This is a genomic window from Acidovorax sp. Leaf78, assembly GCF_001422735.1.
Lineage (GTDB): Bacteria > Pseudomonadota > Gammaproteobacteria > Burkholderiales > Burkholderiaceae_C > Acidovorax.
In genome coordinates this window covers 663,509-682,340 of record NZ_LMLZ01000001.1, presented here as the reverse complement: position 1 = coordinate 682,340, position 18,832 = coordinate 663,509, and the positions used below count along the sequence as shown (strand labels likewise).

The following is an 18,832-nucleotide window of genomic DNA, read 5'->3' as shown; positions in this document are numbered from 1 at the left end:
GATCACCACGTCAAAACGATCTTGCCAATGTGCTGGTTCGACTCCATCAGCGCATGCGCGTCGGCCGCATGGGCCGCCTCGAACGTGCTGTGGATGACCGGCCGCACCTTGCCTTCAGCCAGCAAAGGCCACACCTTCTCGCGCAGTGCTTGCGCGATGGCACCCTTGAACGCCACGGAACGAGGGCGCAGCGTGGAACCGGTGATGGTCAGGCGGCGGCGCAGGACAAGCCCCGCATTGAAGTCGCCCTTCACCCCGCCCTGCACGGCGATGATGACGATACGGCCATCCTCCGCCAGACACTCCACTTCGCGCGCCACATAGTCGCCCGCCACCATGTCGAGCACCACGTCGACACCCTTGCCATCGGTGATGCGCTGGACTTCGGCCACGAAATCCTGTGACTTGTAGTTGATGGCATGGTGCGCACCCAACTCCAGGCAGGCTGCGCACTTGCTGTCGCTGCCCGCCGTCGCGATGACCGTCGCACCGAATGCATGCGCCAGCTGCAACGCCGTCACGCCAATGCCGCTGGTGCCGCCCTGCACCAGCAGGCTCTCACCCGCTTGCAGACGACCCCGGTCGAAGACATTGCTCCACACCGTGAAGAAGGTCTCAGGCAGCGATGCCGCCTCGACATCGCTGAACCCTTCAGGCACGGGCAAGCACTGGACAACGGGCGCCACGCACCACTGCGCATACCCGCCACCCGCGACCAGCGCGCACACCCGGTCACCGACGCGGATGCCGGCTGCGGCCATTGCGGTCGAATCGCCAGACTCCACCACGCCCGCCACCTCCAGACCGGGCAGGTCTGAAGTTCCCGGCGGGGGTGCGTAGTGCCCCTTGCGCTGGAGCACATCGGGGCGGTTGATGCCACTGGCCGCCACACGGATCAGGAGTTCGCCATCGCCGGGCTGCGGCACTGGCCGCTCGCCCAGGCGCAGCACCTCCGGCCCGCCGAAAGCGGTGATCTCAACAGCGCGCATGTTGCGGTTCATTGGAAAGCTGGTGTTTGAACGATTTTGGCCGCTACCGCTTGATCAACAAGCGGCAGCAGCTACAAAATCAATAGCAAATAGACCCGTCAGCCGGATCAGCCCACCACCTGCTCGGACGCACCGTCCGAAGCCAGGGATTGCTGCTGTTGCTGTTGCTGGTCACCCGATGGGCGGCCGCCGTCACGACCATGGTCGCGGCGGGGTTCGCGGTCGCCGCGCTCTGCAGGCGCCGGACGATCGCTACCACCGGCAGGACGGTCCGACAGCACCTTCATCGAGAGCTTGATACGGCCCTTTTCGTCGGTTTCCATGACCTTGACCTTCACGATCTGGCCTTCGGTCAGGTAGTCGGAGACCTTCTCGACACGCTCGTGCGCGATCTGGCTGATGTGCAGCAGGCCATCCTTGCCGGGCAGCAGGTTGATCAGTGCGCCGAAGTCCAGAATCTTCGTCACAGGGCCTTCGTAGATCTTGCCGATCTCGACTTCGGCCGTGATCTGCTCGATGCGCTTCTTGGCCACGTCGGCCTTCGCTGCGTCGGTCGCGGCGATGGTGATCGTGCCGTCTTCCTCAATGTTGATCTGGCAGCCGGTCTCTTCGGTCAGCGCACGGATCACCGCACCGCCCTTGCCGATCACGTCACGGATCTTTTCGGGGTTGATCTTCATCGTGTAGAGCTTGGGCGCGAAGTCAGACACTTCAGTCTTGGCTTCGCCCATGGCTTCCTGCATCTTGCCCAGGATGTGCATGCGCGCTTCCTTGGCCTGCGCCAGTGCGACCTGCATGATTTCCTTGGTGATGCCCTGGATCTTGATGTCCATCTGCAGCGCGGTGATGCCGCTGGTGGTACCGGCCACCTTGAAGTCCATGTCGCCCAGATGATCTTCGTCACCCAGGATGTCGGTCAGCACGGCAAAACGGTTGTCTTCCTTGATCAGACCCATGGCGATACCAGCCACGTGGGCCTTCATCGGCACGCCGGCGTCCATCATGGACAGGCAGCCGCCGCAGACCGAAGCCATGGACGAAGAACCGTTGGATTCCGTGATTTCCGACACCACGCGGATGGTGTAGGGAAACTCTTCCTTGGTCGGCAGCACGGCGATCAGCGCGCGCTTGGCCAGACGGCCATGACCCACTTCGCGGCGCTTGGTAGAGCCCATGCGGCCCACTTCGCCAGTGGCAAAGGGAGGCATGTTGTAGTGGAACATGAAGCGGTCTTCGAACTCGCCGGCCAGCGCGTCGATGCGCTGCGCGTCACGCTCGGTACCCAGCGTGGAGATCACCAGCGCCTGGGTTTCGCCACGCGTGAACAATGCCGAACCGTGGGTACGGGGCAGCAAGGAATTGCGGATTTCGATGGGGCGCACGGTGCGCGTGTCGCGGCCGTCGATGCGGGGCTCGCCGGCCAGGATCTGGCTGCGCACGATCTTGGCTTCGATGTCGAACAGCAGGCCTTCGACCTTCACGGCGTCGAATTCAGCGCCTTCGGCCTTCAGCGACGACAGCACAGAAGCCGTGGCTTCGCGCAGTGCGTGCGTGCGGGCTTGCTTGCTGCGGATCTGGTAGGCAGCGCGCAGCTTTTCTTCGGCCAGTTGCGACACCTTGGCAATGAAGGGCTCGTCCTTGGCAGGCGGCTGCCAGTCCCACACGGGCTTGCCGGCTTCACGCACCAGTTCATGGATGGCGTTGATGGCCGCCTTGCCTTGTTCGTGACCGAACACCACAGCGCCCAGCATCACGTCTTCGGGCAATTGCTGCGCTTCGGACTCGACCATCAGCACGGCAGCTTCGGTACCGGCCACGACCAGGTCCATCTGCGAGTTCTTGCGAGCGGTCTGGCCAGGGTTCAGCACGTATTCGCCGTTGATGTAGCCAACGCGTGCGGCGCCGATGGGGCCGTTGAACGGCAGGCCCGAGATCGACAGAGCAGCGCTCACGGCGATCATGGCGGCGATGTCAGCGTCCACTTCAGGGTTCAGCGAAATGGTGTGGATGACCACATGCACGTCGTTGTGGAAGCCTTCGGGGAAAAGGGGGCGGATCGGGCGGTCGATCAGACGGCTGGTCAGCGTTTCGAGTTCGCTGGGCTTGGCTTCGCGCTTGAAGAAGCTGCCGGGGATCTTGCCGGCGGCGTACGTCTTCTCGATGTAGTCGACAGTCAGCGGGAAGAAATCCTGGCCTGCCTTGGCGATCTTGGAGCCCACCACGGTGGCCAGCACCACGGTGTCGTCGATGTTGACCAGCACGGCGCCGGAGGCCTGGCGTGCGATTTCGCCCGTTTCCATGACGACGGTCTTGTCGCCCCACTGGAAGGACTTGGTCACTTTGTTGAAGATGGTCATGATGACTCCTTTTGCTTCGGTTTATGTAGCTGGCTACGCAGAGCCAGCAAGGGCCGGAGGCAATTCAGAACACGATGCCATTCCAGCGGTGCTATCACCCTCGACCAGGGCATCAGGACCATTGGAATGACACAGCTTCGCTCTGTTTTGCGTCTCCGAAGTAAAAAACGCCTGAGCTAGCGTGCTAACCCAGGCGTTTTGACATGCGAATGCGCTTACTTACGCAGACCCAGCTTGGCGATCAGAGCCGTGTAGCGGTCAGCGTCCTTGGCCTTCAGGTAGTCCAGCAGCTTGCGGCGGCGGCTCACCATGCGCAGCAGGCCGCGGCGACCGTGGTGGTCCTTGGCGTGCGTCTTGAAGTGAGGGGTCAGTTCGTTGATGCGAGCGGTCAGCAGAGCCACTTGGACTTCTGGGCTACCGGTGTCATTGGCAGCGCGGGCGTTGGCCTTGACGACTTCGGCCTTGATGGAGGATGCGATCATTGGTTTTCCTTGGATTGGGCCTGCAGGATGATGTGCGGGCCATGGTTTTTACTTGCGCCAGCGGCTGGAACGGCCACCGGCGTGCGTCTTGCACCGTGCAAAACCTCACTATTATAGCCTTGGATGGAATTTGCCCCTCCCAAGATTGACCTGCTCGCTGCCCCAACAACAATCACACCACGGAAATTGCCATGTCTCACAGGCGAAATGCCCTTCTGCACGCAACGAACACGCCCTTGCAACTCGCAAGAAATTTGCTCATTCGGACGGCTGCGTGCATTACAGCTGTAGCGCTAATGGGCAGTCCCGTCCCAGTGCTAGCCAAAAGTGGAGCCAACGATGGCCCCCCTCTCGCCCCTGCTTCTACCAGGAAGAAAGGATCTAGCAAGGTTACATATCAGCGCAGCACTTCTGAAGAATCACACAGTGAACACGACCGAAGAATGGCTAGGGAATGCAAAGGCATGCACAACGCTGGCGCATGCAGAGGCTACACCCGCTAGGACAAAGCCTTGAGCCGTTCATCTCCACCCGACCGCCATTTGTCAGACCAGGAATTGCGGCAGGGTAGGACGGCCTTAGCATTCGCCCATGCAGATATTGCGCCAACCACTTCCCTACGGCCTTTGCAGCCGCTCGTGTCCCGCGCCGTTCACCTCTCATGGCTTCACCGCCATTGAACTGATGGTGGTGGTGTCGATCCTAGCCATCCTCACGGCTCTGGCACTGCCTAGTTTTAGACCACTGATGGAAAGATGGCGTGTGCGCGAGGCCGCTGAAAATTTGCAATCAACGATTTACTTTGCCCGCTCAGAAGCAATCAAACGGAGCGGCAGCGTAATTATTGAAAAAAGTCCTAATTCAGGCCCCTGTACTACCGCTACGGCCAACAATCAATGGGGCTGCGGCTGGAACGTTTTCTTCGATGCCGACGGTAACGGTACGCAAGGAGCGTGCATCGCCGCAAATAACCCTAACGAGTGCACTTTACAGGTCGTGGCAGCACCAACTCGAATTTCGATCAATCTTCCCGGAAACTCCGGAAAGATATCGGTCGACAGATGGGGCATGCTTTCACATACGGGTGGAGCAAATGCACCGACGGCGATGTTTTTCGATTTGATGCCACAAGGCAAGACACTGGCTGACAGCAATGCCGCTCGAATCTGCGTCAGCAGCGGGGGACGCATCACTCGCAAAATGGGCAATGAAGCGTGCTAGAGCAACAAGGCTCTTTTTCATAAATCCTCATGCTCAGTACTCGGCAAAACATTAATAAAAGAATGATCCGTTGCTCCTTTGAAAACGGATTCACGGCTATCGAGCTAGCGGTTACGCTGGCTGTTTTGGCACTGCTGGCAGGATTGGCAACGCCCTCTTTCAGTTCGTTGAATGACAAATGGCGCGTCCGTCGAGTCCAAGAGGATTTGCAGTCCACTTTTCAATTTGCCCGATCGGAAGCGGTAAAGCGCGCGGGACACGTCACCGTTCAGAAAATTAGCAACAACACTAACGGCTGCACTACAGCAAAAAGCAAGCAAGACTGGGATTGTGGCTGGATAGTTTGCGCGGACTCCGACAACAGTGGTAGCTGCGGTGCTACTGAAATTGTTCTTCAGCGCGTGGATGCGCCCGGTAAGGTGCAGGTTACACGTACTGGCGGAGGCATCAGCATCAAGTTTGATCAGTGGGGCCTGGTTGATGGCGTCTGGCCTGGCTTTAGCCTAGTACCCTTGAATCGACCCACCACCCATCCCGCTGCATTAGGCTTGTGCATGAGTTCGGGTGGACGTATTCGCATAATTCCTCCAGAGGCTATTCCATGTCGCGATTAAATTCTTCACATCCCGCTCACGTCTCTCGCCAGCACGGCATTACGCTCATCGAGTCGCTTGTTGCCATCATCGTCATGGCGTTAGGCATAATGGGAATCGTGGGCGTACAAATGCGCACGTTGGCGGACACATCTACCACGGTCCGTCGTGCACAAGCGATTCGACTTATCGAAGATTTGAGTGAACGCATTCGCGTCAATCCGAATGGCTTGGCGAATCTGGCGAGCTATGTATCAGTTTTCAGCGCCGCTCCTGCGCCTGGCTCATGTTCCAGCGGTTGTGATCACGCAACTCTCGCCAGCTATGACATTGCCTCCTGGAAGAAGTCTGTACGCGACGCGCTCCCGCTAGGCCAGGCCGAAGTTTTCATTCCCCCTGCAGAGACAGCCGTGGGGGCACAACAAAGACGACAATTAGGCGTAATGATTGCATGGCGCGAGAACGAGGGGCAGGGCCGAAAAACCGTCGACGTCGACGCCACCAAAGTCCGTGATAACACCGGAACCTTGACTGCAGGAGCCACCTTGGCGTGTCCTGCAGATTACATTTGCCATCTGCAATATATCCCCGTGTCGGCGAGGTGTGCACCTTACGCGCCTGGCGCTAACTCCCCAGCGTATTATTGTCCCGGAGCCTGAGATGAAATCGACATGGAATGTGAGCAGCAAAGCAGTCCCGCGCGCCCACGCTCACGCACATTTTCCAAATTCGTTGCCCCCATTTAGCGGGCAAAGGGGCGTTACCTTGTTGGAGCTCATGGTAGGTATAGCTATCGGCTTGCTTGTCGTAGCAGTAGCGATGTCTGCACTTATGATATCCCGAAGCATTTCAGGGACTGTTAGTGATGCTAGTACTATCCAACAACAAGGCGCGTACGCGATGCGTTTGTTCGGGCAGCAGCTGCGCCAAGCGGGATCAATGCGCTTAAATCTAAATCCGGGTTCGGTAGTAACCGCAAGCGGGTACTTGGCGCCAGTAGGCTTCGAAACTGCAGCTGAATCAGCGTCCAGCCCGGCATTCAGCTATACCGCTAATGTGGCCAAGCAAACCATTTCAGGCACCGATTCTCCGGATAGCCTCACCGTTGGATTCAGGCGCTACACCGAAGCTGTATTTACAAGCGCAAGCGAGAAATCTTTAACACGTAATTGTCTCGGAGGTCCGGACGATGCTTCAAGCACAGACCAAAGAATGCAAAGCGTTTTTGATTTTGATTCAGGCAATTTCGTATTGCGTTGCGCCGGCAATAGTGCCGCTTCGCAGCCTATTTTGCAAAACGTCGCCAATTTCCAAGTTCGTTATTTATTACAGGATACAACATCTACACCAAGCATCCCTATGATTAAGCTAGTGGATGCTACAGGCGTAACCAATAATTGGCCTCAGGTGCAGGCTGTTGAAGTATGCGTAGTTCTTTTTGGCAATGAGCGCATCGATTTGCCAGCTGGCAGTACATACACCGATTGCGACGGTTCAACGAGTGTTGATATGAGTATGCTTAGCGGCATACGCGCCAAACGAATGCACATTGCATTTAGAAACGTCTTTCAGCTTCGTAGCCAGGGAATTGTCGGTTCACCAGTGCTTCCAGCTGCGATGTAAGCCACCATGCCCATACAAATTAAGCCCTCATTTAACCGCCGCCGCCATGCGCATACGCAAAGCGGTGTGGCGCTCTTCGTTGTGATAGTTTTCGTAATGCTTTCAATGCTCCTTGCGCTATGGGCATCACGGACATCATTATTTAATGAACTAGTTGTTGGCAACGATGCCGATTACCAGCGTGCATTTGAAGCTGCCCAAGCCTTATTGCAGGATGCGGAGCTTGACATTCGAGGGGAGGGTCCAGACGGAAATTCTTGCGCCGGCGCTAACTGCCGCGACAGCCTTCCTGCTGCGTATAAGATCCCATTAGAAAAGCAAGAAGTTACACCACTCCTTGCAGATTTGGATCAACAGTCAACCAAGTGTCGTGATGGCTTATGTACCAAACGTGACGGACGACAGGATTTTTGGAACACAATCAGCACCACGCCTCTAGCGCCAGGTGAAGCAAAATTGTCTGACATGACCCAACCCAATATTGGTGCGCGATACGGCCAATATTCTGGCGCTGCTACCGGAAACTCCAGCACACCCGCAAATCCTATTCTCGCCGATGTTAGCAGCAACAACAGTGGTGGATGGTACTGGATCGAAATTATGCAGTATGACGAGAGCAGCAAGAATTCGCGCGTCGTCGTTGATAGCAGCAGCACTAATTTACTTCGATTTAATTTAAAACCAAATGTTATTTACCGAATCACCGCACTGGCGTATGGCCGAAAGCCTGGCACCATGGCTGTGCTTCAGCAGACATACGTGCGGCAGGTAAAGCCCGATTAATTCCGCACCTGCATGAAACTAATCAGTTCGACGCAGTTGTAAATATCACAGATCAAATCAAAGGAGCGAGTCATGCGCCGCACTGCAGCCCCCCATTTTCGTAAAAATCTGCTTGCCTTAGCGGTAAGCGCTACGCTCGCCCCTACTAGCGTTTTGGCGTTAGATTTGACCGAAGCCCCCCCTGGCGTAGTGGAGCCATATGTCCGACCTAACGTAATTATCTCGGTGGATGACTCGGGGAGTATGGCGTTCAGGGTCAATAGCAGTGCGAACGGTAGCGCTACAGTGGTTACACCGAATCCCGACGGTTCATGGCCTGTGAACGCACAGCGCATGAACGTTTTGAAGTATGCACTGAAATCAGTTTTCGACCCCACCCATCCGGAATATGACGCATCCCTTCTACCTGACAAGAAAATCCGCCTATCTTGGCAAGTGATGTGGAACAATGGCAATGCAAGCAATGCCTCCAATGTCAACACCACAAACATGAACACCAATTCGATGCGTGTCTTGCAAGGTGCACATCGGACTAATTTTCTTAACTTCGTTAGTAGCTTGACTCCGAGCAACGGAACGCCTTCGCATCTGATGTTTAGCCAAGCGGACGCGTATATGCGCCAGCCCCTTGGTACTAACAGTGCGTGGGCAAGCGACCCTGGCACAACGGGCTCTCCATATTTAGCTTGCCGCCGTACTTATCATATCTTTATGTCAGACGGACGCTGGAATGGAGGAGTGTCTGGCGGGGCGCAAGATAATAGTACGACTAAAATTTTGCCGGACGGGATGGTGTATGGTGGCACTACGGCAACGGACCAAGCGAAAACGCGGCTGTACCGCGATTCTTTCAACAACACTCTTGCAGACTGGGCTTTCTACAGTTGGTCCACGGCCATGCAAACTACAGGCATGACCGGCACGATGCAGCCAGCTGCAGACTACCGCGCAGCGCCCGCTACTGAAAATTTTGGCCTTGATAAGGCAGGTAAATCTGCCATTCTGGAACGTTATTGGAACCCTCGATATAATCCAGCCACCTGGCCTCACATGGTGACGTATGGTATTGGCTTCAGTAACGATGCAACCACTTGGCCCGGCGCGCCCAGCATTATAGCTCCACCAGCCACCGAACAACTCCCGTTCAGCTTTAACAACGCTAGCAGCTTTCCAGATCTGGTTACAGGCAACCACCTTTGGCCTAACATGGGGAACGGAGAGGATGTACGAGCTCTTGACCTCTGGCACGGAGCCCTCAATGGACGTGGTCGCTTCTATGCGGTAACGCGTGGGCAAGATTTGGAAAAAGCCTTCCGGGACATTTTTGCACAAATCAATACCGCGACGGATCCCGATCTAAGTTCCAGTGCCACAAGCGGCTCTAACGTTTCCCGCAGTGAGGTGGGAAAATATACGGCGGCTTATGAACCTGAGAAATTTTGGAAAGGTTTCGTCACAGCTGAAAAAGTCAGAAAAGATGGAACGAGCTATCCCGATCCTACATGGAATGGAAAAAATACTGCTGACCTGCTCGATGCAAGTAATGTCGGCACGCGGATGGTCTTGAGCTGGAGCGACAAGTGGACGGGCACGGCTTATCAAGGAGGCGTCCCTTTTAGATGGGCAGCGGATGAAAGCCGACTTAGCGCAACACAAAAGCTGTGGTTGCAGAAGAATATGAGTGGGACTGATGAGGGCGCTACCAAAGGCCAACAAAGACTGGACTATATCCGAGGCGACAAGTCACTTGAAGGTGTTGATCCTACGGGGTACACAGCTACCAAGACGTTCCGCCAACGCCAAAGCATCCAGGGCGACATCATCAACTCTGACGTGTGGTACACAGGAGCACCAGCGTCAGATTATGTATTAAAGGGTTATACGACGTTTGTGCGCAATAGTCGAACCCGTCCTGGCATGCTTTACGTGGGTGGCAACGACGGAATGCTACACGGCTTTGCAGCTTTGGATGGGCAGGAAAAAATTTCGTATGTCCCGCGTGGGGTTATTCCTACACTTACGTTATTGACCGATCCACAGTACAACAATAAACACAAGTACTACGTAGACGGCTCACCCATGACAGGTGACATAGATCTTAATGGGGGCGTTCAAGACCCTAGTGATCCCACATACGCTACTTATGCACCCAACTGGCGAACAATGCTAGTGGGCACATTGGGTTTAGGCGGTAAAGGATATTATGTTCTAGATGTCACTAACCCCACTGCGGCTAATTTACCGGATAGCACTCCAGGGTTCATGGAGGCCAATGCAGCGCAAATTGTCCGACTTGATCGCACTCGCGGATCGAGCGAAACAGCTGCAAATTGTGCAATTTTGACCGGCGTGGAAAAAACAACTTGTTTACAGGTTGTAGCCGAAGACAAGGATATCGGCAATATCACAGCGCGACCGGTAAAAGATGACAACGACGGAATGCGCACCAGTCAAATAACCCGCATGAATGACAAGCGGTGGGCAGTCGTTTTGGGCAACGGGTACAACAGTGCGAACCAACGTCCGGTGCTTTTGATCCAGTATCTGGACGGTGCAAAAGAGCTTGTGCGCATTGCGGCAACGAACGATGCGGCGGGCACCGGCAGAGCCAATGACAACGGCCTGGGATCTCCGCGGTTGGTAGATATCAACGGCGATGGCCTTGTTGATGTGGTGTATGCGGGCGACAACCTTGGCAATATGTGGAAATTCGACCTGACTAGCTACGACTCTAGCAACTGGAAAATTGCGTTTGGAGGCAATCCTTTGTTTACAGCCCAGGGGCCCGCGGCGCTGAATGGTCCACGTACAAAAACACAGGCCATCTCGGCTCCGCCCACGGTGCGCGCAAACGACCGTCAGATGGTAATAGGCTCAGGTCCATCGGCAAAAACGCTGGATGTGGGTGGCATGATGGTGTCGTTTGGCACGGGGCGCAACGTCAGCAAAACTGATCCGTCCAATGTCGACGTTCAGACTCTGTACTCAGCACTGGATAACACGCGCTATCGCGTGATTACGACACCTTTTGGAAAAAGGCTTGAAGTGCATCCGGGTGCAGGTACCTGCCCTGGAACAACATGCGTTCCCACTCCCGTAGCACTTGGAACGGGTGTAAGTATGGCCAAACTGGCCAAACGCGAGTTTATTGAGATTGACGCTGGCACTTTTGGCGCAATCAAGGAAGTCGACGTTCTAGACAAGTCGACGTGGGCCAATTTGAACGGATGGTATGTGGATCTGCCCGCAATTGGCGAGCGGTTACTGAAACCTCTTGAATTTTACGATGGCAGTAATTTGTTGACCGCGTGGTCGCAAGTGCCCGCAAAAGGGTCAAATGTGGACCCGAATGTAGAAAGCTGTGAATCGACATCAGTGGACGGTGAACGACAATATCGGACATTCATCAATATCATGGACGGAAAAGCCCCATCCGTCTCAGTGGTGGATAAAGACAAGGATGGTAAGTTCACATTAGGCACGGTTGCTTCGCCCGGTGGCGATGCAGTGGTTGACGGGACCGTCTTGATAAGTATTTCTCGCGCTAAAGTTGCCAAGGGCCCTCATAGCATTATCAGAAAAAATAAATTCGAGAATTCCGATATTGATTCAAAAAGTGGGAGTGGTGGCGGCGTTCCATGCCCACCAGGTGCAAGTTGCGGGCCTGAGAAACTGGCGACCATGCCCGAGTGGACAATGCGTCCAAGCTGGCGTCAAAATCAATAAATTCTCCGCCTGTAGGATATATTATGAATATAAACCTCTCCAAGGTTCAAAAGGGCTTCACTTTGATAGAATTGATGATCGTTGTAGCGATCATTGGGATTCTCTCGGCAATAGCGTATCCCAGTTACGCCGAATACGTTCGGCGTGGGCATCGGGCCGATGCCCGGACTGGCCTTTTGCAGGCTCAGCAGTGGATGGAGAGAGCCGCAACAGCGACTGGTGTCTATCCCGCTACAGGTGCAGGGCCATACTATGCACTGCCCGGTTCATTAACTTGGAGCGCTGACACATCCAAACGCTACACTATCAGCTTCTCTGGCGCACCTTCGAGCGCTGTCTATACATTAATTGCAACTCGAAGAGCTGGGGCGCAAGCGATAGATAAGTGCGGAGACTACACGCTTACTAACACTGGCGTACGTGGCATAGTTAATCAATCTGGTGGCGCGACGATTGAAGAGTGTTGGCGTAAATAGAGTGGGGTTGTTTTCTTGCGCGTGACCATTACGCAAACTGTGTATTTTATCAGGTGGTTTATCTGAGAGCTCGAGCATTATTAACTCCATACCTAAAAACCGATAGTTGATCAAAACAACGGCTGACGAAAAACTCTCAAACCCGATTACTCAACGAAACGGCAGGGACATTGAAATCGCAGTTATAGAGTGGGAATTCAGGATGTAGAAAATGCGTGATGCAATATCCTGTGCAACGTTCGAACTGTTAGCATGGAAAATGACTACAAAAGGGTTTGCGAAGACGTGTCGATAACTACTCGTATTGCCACTGTCGGAGCGGCAGACCCGGACCACGATCAATCCGTGGAAGCCAACGCACTAAAAAGATCACCTCTGGCTGCAGTCCAATTTGATACGAGCCATGGAGCGCAAGAATCCCGTGAACTCAACATTGGCTACTTCAGCCGGATGGTCCGTGGCACACCTTGGGTCAGAGTCAAGACGGCCGCCTCTCTAGACGGAACTACCGCGTTACACAACGGCGCCAGCCAGTGGATCACCTCGAGAGCCGCTCGTGTGGACGGCCACGCGTGGCGGGCACGCGCATGCGCAGTGCTGACCGGCATCGGCACTGTGTTGGACGATAACCCTCGGCTTAACGTGCGTGAGGTGCCGACGCCGAAGCAGCCGGCTGTAGTGGTGGTAGACAGCAGGCTCCAGACGCCTCTAAACGCGCATGTTCTGATGACCGGTCGGCAATGTTTTATTTATGCCGCCGTGCAAGACAGCGCCAAGCAAGCGGCGCTAGAAGACCGAGGAGCCCAGGTTATTTATCTGCCCAACGCAGCCGGCAAAGTGGATCTGGCGGCGATGCTTAAAGACCTGGGCCGCCGCGGCATCAACGAGTTGCATGTCGAAGCGGGCCACAAGCTCAACGGGTCAATGGTACGAGAGGGTCTGGTGGACGAGTTGCTGGTGTATCTGGCGCCACGGCTGTTGGGCAGCGGGTTAGGCATGACCAACTGGGGGCCGTTGACTGCTTTGGCGGACGGGCTGCAGTTGCAGTTCGAGTCAGTGGAAATGGTAGGGTCCGATTTGCGTGTGATTGCGCGGGTAGAAGGCCGGGATAACTTCTAGACCCACGATGGTGCATCACATAGCACCATAACCGGCATGTTTATTGCTTTATTTTGGTGCAGTTCTGGGGAACATAGCTTTTTCGCACCAGAAAAGATCAATACAACGCAAGAGGACGGTATGCAAGCACTCAAACAGGGCACAGACGCCTTGTTCATTCTTCTGGGCGCCATCATGGTGCTGGCCATGCATGCCGGGTTCGCCTTTCTCGAACTGGGCACAGTTCGCAAGAAGAACCAAGTCAATGCGCTGGTCAAGATCCTGGTGGATTTCTCGGTGTCCACCGTGGTGTACTTCGTGGTGGGCTACAGCGTGGCCTACGGCACGCACTTCTTTGTGGGTGCGGAGTCCCTCGTGCAGCAAAGCGGCTACTCACTGGTCAAATTCTTCTTCCTGCTGACTTTTGCCGCGGCCATTCCGGCGATTGTGTCGGGTGGCATTGCCGAACGTGCGAAGTTCTGGCCGCAGCTGATGGCTACCGCGGTGATCGTCGGCTTCGTCTACCCCTTTTTTGAAGGCATCGCCTGGAACCAGCACTTCGGCGTGCAGGCATGGATCAAAGGCTTGACCGGCGAGGAATTCCACGACTTTGCGGGCTCCATCGTGGTGCATGCGATGGGCGGCTGGATCGCGCTGCCGGCGGTGATTCTGCTCGGCTCGCGTGCCAACCGGTACCGCAAGGACGGCGCCATCTCCGCCCATCCGCCGTCCAACATTCCGTTCCTGGCGCTGGGCGCCTGGGTGCTGGTGGTGGGTTGGTTCGGCTTCAATGTGATGAGCGCCCAGACGGTGGACAAGCTCTCGGGCCTGGTCGCTGTGAATTCCCTGATGGCGATGGTGGGCGGCACGCTGGCTGCGCTGGTGTTTGGCAAAAATGACCCGGGCTTCGTGCACAACGGGCCGTTGGCCGGACTAGTGGCCGTGTGCGCGGGCTCTGACCTGATGCACCCGCTGGGCGCGCTGGTGGTGGGGGCAGTGGCAGGCGCCATTTTTGTATTGATGTTCACGCTCACGCAGAACAAATGGAAGATAGACGACGTGCTGGGCGTCTGGCCTTTGCATGGCCTGTGCGGCACCTGGGGCGGGCTGGCTGCCGGGATCTTTGGCAGCAAGGCGTTGGGCGGCCTGGGGGGCGTGAGCTTCTCCGCCCAACTGATCGGCAGCGCTCTGGGCGTGGCATGGGCGCTGGCAGGCGGGTTGGTGGTCTACGGCATTCTCAAAAGCACGGTGGGACTGCGGCTGAGCCAAGAAGAAGAATTCGACGGCGCTGATCTGTCGATTCACAAGATCAGCTCCACGCCAGACCGTGAAGTGAGCTGGTAGCCAGGAACAGGGCGCGGTCTGGCCCATCACGCCAGCGCAGCCGAGCTGGCTTTTTTTGTCTGCCAGCCCACGACGACACCTGCGTAGGCGCGGCGTCCGACAGGCACGACAGCCGGTGCGCGGTCACAATCGCGCCATGCCGCGCATGCTCACCGCCCCTGCCTTTCTCAACACCACAGCCCGCTACGGTTGGTTGGCCCTGTTGGCCGTCCTCATGGCCGGGGCCATCACGGGCTGCGCGGGCTTGCCCAAGGATGTCGAGCGGCCGGTGACCAGCGCCCTGGCAGCCCCCGCGGGCACCGCGCTGGGGCAACTGGTGGATGCGCGGCGTGCCGCTGCCGGTGGACGTCACCAGTCAGGATTTTTACTTCTCAGCGGCCCGCAGGCCGCTTACGGCAGTCGTTTGGCCCTGGTGGACGCTGCGCAGAAGACACTGGACCTGCAGTACTACGCCATCCATGCCGATGCCAGCAGCGAGCGGTTGCTGCTGAGCGTGGTGGCAGCCGCCAATCGGGGCGTGCGGGTGCGCGTGTTGCTCGACGACTTTCACAGCACGGGCCGCGACGCGCAGGTGATGCGCCTGGCGTTCGTACCCAACATAGAGATGCGCATGTTCAACCCGCTGACCGGCGCGCGGGGCTCACCCATCGGCCGCATGTTCAGCATGATCGGCGACTTCTCGCGCGTGCAGCAGCGCATGCACAACAAGCTCTTCATCGCGGACAACGCCATGGGCGTGACCGGCGGGCGCAATCTGGGAGACGCGTACTTCGGCAATGCCGATTCAGGCAACTTCGTGGACCTGGATGTGCTGGCTGCAGGCCCTATCGTTCAAGACCTTTCGCGCAGCTTCGACAGTTACTGGAACAACGACCGCGCCTACCCGGTGCAGTCGCTCGTCACCCGCGAGGAGCTGGACGCGCTGCGCGAACGCATGCGCACCACCGATGCAGCCCAGCAAGACCGCGTCAAGGGCCAGGGCGGCACGCTGGCGCCAGACAATCAGCCTGGGGGAGACGGCCGCCAAAGCACCGCCACGCAGCGGGCGCGCATCTGGGACCAGCAGCCCATGGACCTGGCCCAGGCGCAGTTCACCTGGGCGCCCGCAGCGGTGCTGGTGGACAAGCCTGCCAAGATCCCGCCAGACGGCAACGCGCCCCCTACCCTGCCAGAACAGGCGCCGGCGAAGGCCACCCCAGTAGCGATCACATCCCGCGGTCCGCGTGCCGCCACAGCCCCTGCTGCGGCGTTGCCCACGGCCGCTGCGGCCGCAGCCGCTTCCGCTACTTCCTCCACTGCTTCCGCTACCTCTACCTCCACTTCCGCTGCTGCCACACCAGGCAATGCGGCGGACACGTCCGGAGTCATGGGCGCTGCACCTAATGCACTGCCGCCCGACCGCGCGCCCGGCGACAACAGCGAGCTGCGCGAAGCCCAGATGGACACGGTGGTGGATGGCCTGCTGCAGCTCATGGGGCAGACGCAGCGCGATCTGCTCATCATCTCGCCCTACTTCGTCCCAGGGCCTGACATGAAGCAGGCCTTTGCCGCCGCGCGCGCGCGGGGCGTGCGGGTACGCGTGCTCACCAACTCCCTGGCCTCGAACGATGCGCCGATTGCCCACGCAGGCTACGCACGCCACCGCACCGAGCTGCTGGCCATGGGCGTGGAGCTGTACGAGATGCGCAGCGAACTGCCCGGCGTGCTCAGCGGCTCCCTGGGCTCCACTGGCAGCAGCGGTGGCAAGGGCGGCAGCGCGGGCGGGTCCATGGGCAGTTCGCGCGCCATGCTGCACACCAAGCTGCTCATCATGGACGGCCGCCTGCTGGCCATCGGCTCGATGAACCTGGACATCCGCTCGCAGCGGCAAAACACCGAGATCGCGCTGCTGATCCGCAGTGGCGACCTGTCGCGACGCGCCACCGCACAGATCGACGGTGCACTGCGGGACGCCGCTTGGCGGGTGGAGCTGGATGGCAGCCGCCTGGTGTGGCGCGCCCCCGCAGGCAGCGGCTTGCCGGACGCGACGTCGGAGCCCGACGCCAGTACCCCGCTGCGCCTGATGCTGCAACTGCTGGGCCCGCTCGCGCCCGATCATTTGCTCTGAAAGTCGCAAGACGCAGCGCATCTGCGCAGTGGTATCCGCGCGGTGGATGCAAGGGGCTCAGGCTAGAGAGCCTGACAACCTGACAAGTACGCAGACGGACCAACGAACGGCCGAGCCACCGCACCCCGAGTGCTCAACAGACTCAGGCCTGCTGGGCCGCCACCCAGGCGGTGATAGCGCGCTGGTCCGTCATCGTGCGCACGTGCTGATAGGCAATCTCCGCCTCGGGGAACCGTCGGCGCAGCAGGTTGAGCCACTGTTTGAGGCGCCCTGCCCGCTGGCGGGGCTCGAGGTCGTCGCACACCAGCTGCCAAAAGGCAGCAATGTGCGGCAGCAGCTCGGGCCACGTAACAAGGTCTGTGCCCGGCTGGCCTGCATCGGCAGCGCGGATGGCCCGGGCCAACCCTGGGTCCGCCACAATGCCGCGGCCCAGCATGAGCGCGTCGCAGCCCGACACCTCGCGGCAGCGCTGCGCGTCGGCCACGGTCCATATCTCGCCGTTGGCCACCACCGGGATGCGCACGGCAGCACGTACTGCGGGCAGGTGTTCCCAGTACGCTGGCGGGCGATAGCCGTCGGCCTTGGTGCGGGCGTGGACCACCAGCTCGCAGGCGCCTCCAGCCTCCATGGCCTGGGCGCATTCGCGCAGCAGCGCCGTGTCGTTGAAGCCCAGGCGCATCTTGGCGGACACCGGCAGATGCGCAGGCACCGCGCGCCGTACGGCAGCCACTACGGCAGCGATGCGTTCGGGGTCCTGCAGCAAGGCCGCGCCGCCGCCATGGCGGTTGACCACCTTGGCCGGGCAGCCGAAGTTCAGGTCGATCCCTTCAGGACCCAGCGCCGCCAGGCAGGCTGCGTTCTCGGCCATGCTGACGGGGTCGGACCCAAGCAACTGGGCACGCACCGGCACGCCGGCCAGGGTGCGGCTGCCGTTGCGCAGCTCGGGCACATAGCGCAGAAAGACCTTGTCGGGCAGCAGCGTGCCCGTGATGCGGATGAACTCGGACACACAGCGGTCCACCCCGCCCACGCGGGTCAGCACATCACGCAGCACAAAGTCGAGGAGCCCCTCCATGGGGGCCAGCAGCAAGGTCATCGCGGTTCGGTTCAGGGGCCTCGCCGGCCGCCGCCCGTGGCGTGCACGGAATGCGGACGGCAAGGCATTCAGCCAGACTATGAAATAAAAGTGCTCTACCGCTTATTAGACGGGCGCCAGCAGCTATAAAAAACATAGCAATCGCACATCCAGCAGTTTCTGCAGCCGTCAAGGCAATCACGGCAGCCCGCCATTGTGCGGCACGGGGTCATCACAGCGTCATCGCCGCTTGGTGCAATCAGCGCCATCACCCGTGAACAGGACACGCCATGCTGCTGCAAAAAACCGACAAAGCCCGCCTGGAGCTGTCCCCCGGCGTGCGCACCCTGAGCCTGCGCGAGCGCTCGCTGCTGCTGCTGGCCGACGGCAAAACACTGTCGGACCTGCAGGCCATGTACAACGGCATCGGCGCGCAAATCGTGGACAACCTCATGCGGCAGGGCTACCTCACCGGCCCCGCCGAGCTGCCGCCCACGGAGTCGCCGCCAGCACCCGCCTCGTCCACCGCTACAGTCACAGCCACAGCCACAGCCAGCCGGCCATCAACGTCGTCCCCAGCCGCAGCCCCCGCCCCACGCCAGGAGCCTGCCGAAGCCCTGCGGTCGCTGGCCGGTGCGCGGATGTACCTGTTCGATGCCTGCGAACGCCTGTTCGCCCGCCGCGACCCGGTCATGGCGCAGCAGTTTCGTGAAGCACTGCGTGCCGCCAAAGACCAGGACAGCATGCTCGACGTGGGCGAAGCCATGTTCGACGAGGTCGCTCTGGCCGCAGGCGAAGAGCGGGCAGCGAGCCTGCGCGAGCGTTTTGAGCAACTGCTCCCCGCAACGGCCACCACACCTGCCAAGTCGTTCGACACGACCCAGCCAGCCGTCCTGAGCTGAACTCAAAAGATCTGACCGAAAGATAAGCAGAGGGCAGAGCGCCCGGAGCGCCAGCT

The 18,832-nt window shown here is 58.4% G+C and carries 15 protein-coding genes; 11 read left to right on the top strand and 4 right to left on the bottom strand.

What is annotated here, in order from left to right; all coding sequences use genetic code 11:
- Nucleotides 1-2: 2 nt before the first annotated feature.
- The 3 genes from ASF16_RS03005 to rpsO all read right to left on the bottom strand — a co-directional run bounded on the left by ASF16_RS03005 (nt 3) and on the right by rpsO (nt 3,828).
- On the bottom strand, nt 3-989 hold the full coding sequence (locus ASF16_RS03005; protein WP_156371861.1) for an NAD(P)H-quinone oxidoreductase: 987 nt from the start codon (nt 987-989) through the stop codon (nt 3-5).
- 107 nt (nt 990-1,096) lie between these two features.
- Nucleotides 1,097-3,346 carry a polyribonucleotide nucleotidyltransferase gene (pnp, locus tag ASF16_RS03000; RefSeq protein WP_056162341.1) on the bottom strand — a complete coding sequence of 750 codons (2,250 nt, stop codon included), beginning with the start codon at nt 3,344-3,346 and terminating at the stop codon, nt 1,097-1,099.
- A gap of 215 nt (nt 3,347-3,561) precedes the next feature.
- Nucleotides 3,562-3,828, bottom strand: a complete 267-nt coding sequence (gene rpsO, locus ASF16_RS02995; protein WP_005793232.1) for a 30S ribosomal protein S15 — start codon at nt 3,826-3,828, stop codon at nt 3,562-3,564.
- Between the two features lie 591 nt (nt 3,829-4,419).
- Between rpsO and ASF16_RS02990 the strand changes: the two genes are divergently transcribed.
- The 10 genes from ASF16_RS02990 (at nt 4,420) to ASF16_RS02950 (ending at nt 16,799) form a co-directional block, all read left to right on the top strand.
- Entirely contained in the window at nt 4,420-5,049 is a 630-nt protein-coding gene (locus ASF16_RS02990) for a GspH/FimT family pseudopilin (RefSeq protein ID WP_082516702.1), read from the top strand.
- Between the two features lie 29 nt (nt 5,050-5,078).
- Nucleotides 5,079-5,663, top strand: coding sequence for a GspH/FimT family protein (locus ASF16_RS02985; RefSeq protein ID WP_235507233.1), 585 nt, complete (start codon nt 5,079-5,081; stop codon nt 5,661-5,663).
- On the top strand, nt 5,651-6,301 hold the full coding sequence (gene pilV, locus ASF16_RS02980; RefSeq protein ID WP_056162333.1) for a type IV pilus modification protein PilV: 651 nt from the start codon (nt 5,651-5,653) through the stop codon (nt 6,299-6,301). The genes ASF16_RS02985 and pilV overlap by 13 nt, the downstream gene beginning before the upstream one ends.
- 1 nt (nt 6,302) lies before the next feature.
- Nucleotides 6,303-7,265, top strand: a complete 963-nt coding sequence (locus tag ASF16_RS02975; RefSeq protein WP_082516701.1) for a PilW family protein — start codon at nt 6,303-6,305, stop codon at nt 7,263-7,265.
- 6 nt (nt 7,266-7,271) lie between these two features.
- The gene (locus ASF16_RS02970; RefSeq protein ID WP_156371859.1) at nt 7,272-8,048 is read left to right on the top strand and encodes a PilX N-terminal domain-containing pilus assembly protein; all 777 of its coding nucleotides are present in this window, start codon (nt 7,272-7,274) and stop codon (nt 8,046-8,048) included.
- 333 nt (nt 8,049-8,381) lie between these two features.
- Nucleotides 8,382-11,774 carry a pilus assembly protein gene (locus tag ASF16_RS25195; protein ID WP_369817100.1) on the top strand — a complete coding sequence of 1,131 codons (3,393 nt, stop codon included), beginning with the start codon at nt 8,382-8,384 and terminating at the stop codon, nt 11,772-11,774.
- Between the two features lie 23 nt (nt 11,775-11,797).
- A complete protein-coding gene (locus ASF16_RS02965) occupies nt 11,798-12,250 on the top strand; it encodes a type IV pilin protein (RefSeq protein WP_056162327.1) in 453 nt (150 codons plus the stop codon).
- A 252-nt stretch (nt 12,251-12,502) separates the two neighbouring features.
- A complete protein-coding gene (locus tag ASF16_RS02960) occupies nt 12,503-13,369 on the top strand; it encodes a RibD family protein (RefSeq protein WP_082516700.1) in 867 nt (288 codons plus the stop codon).
- A gap of 120 nt (nt 13,370-13,489) precedes the next feature.
- Nucleotides 13,490-14,692, top strand: a complete 1,203-nt coding sequence (locus ASF16_RS02955; protein WP_056162323.1) for an ammonium transporter — start codon at nt 13,490-13,492, stop codon at nt 14,690-14,692.
- Between the two features lie 145 nt (nt 14,693-14,837).
- Nucleotides 14,838-16,799, top strand: coding sequence for a phospholipase D family protein (locus tag ASF16_RS02950; protein ID WP_056162629.1), 1,962 nt, complete (start codon nt 14,838-14,840; stop codon nt 16,797-16,799).
- Between the two features lie 142 nt (nt 16,800-16,941).
- Here ASF16_RS02950 and ASF16_RS02945 read toward each other — a convergent pair whose 3' ends face one another.
- The gene (locus tag ASF16_RS02945; RefSeq protein ID WP_156371857.1) at nt 16,942-17,895 is read right to left on the bottom strand and encodes a tRNA-dihydrouridine synthase; all 954 of its coding nucleotides are present in this window, start codon (nt 17,893-17,895) and stop codon (nt 16,942-16,944) included.
- Nucleotides 17,896-18,164: 269 nt separating this feature from the next.
- On the opposite strand from ASF16_RS02945, the gene ASF16_RS02940 reads away from it, so the two are divergent.
- Nucleotides 18,165-18,776, top strand: a complete 612-nt coding sequence (locus ASF16_RS02940; RefSeq protein WP_056162320.1) for a hypothetical protein — start codon at nt 18,165-18,167, stop codon at nt 18,774-18,776.
- Nucleotides 18,777-18,832 lie beyond the last annotated feature (56 nt).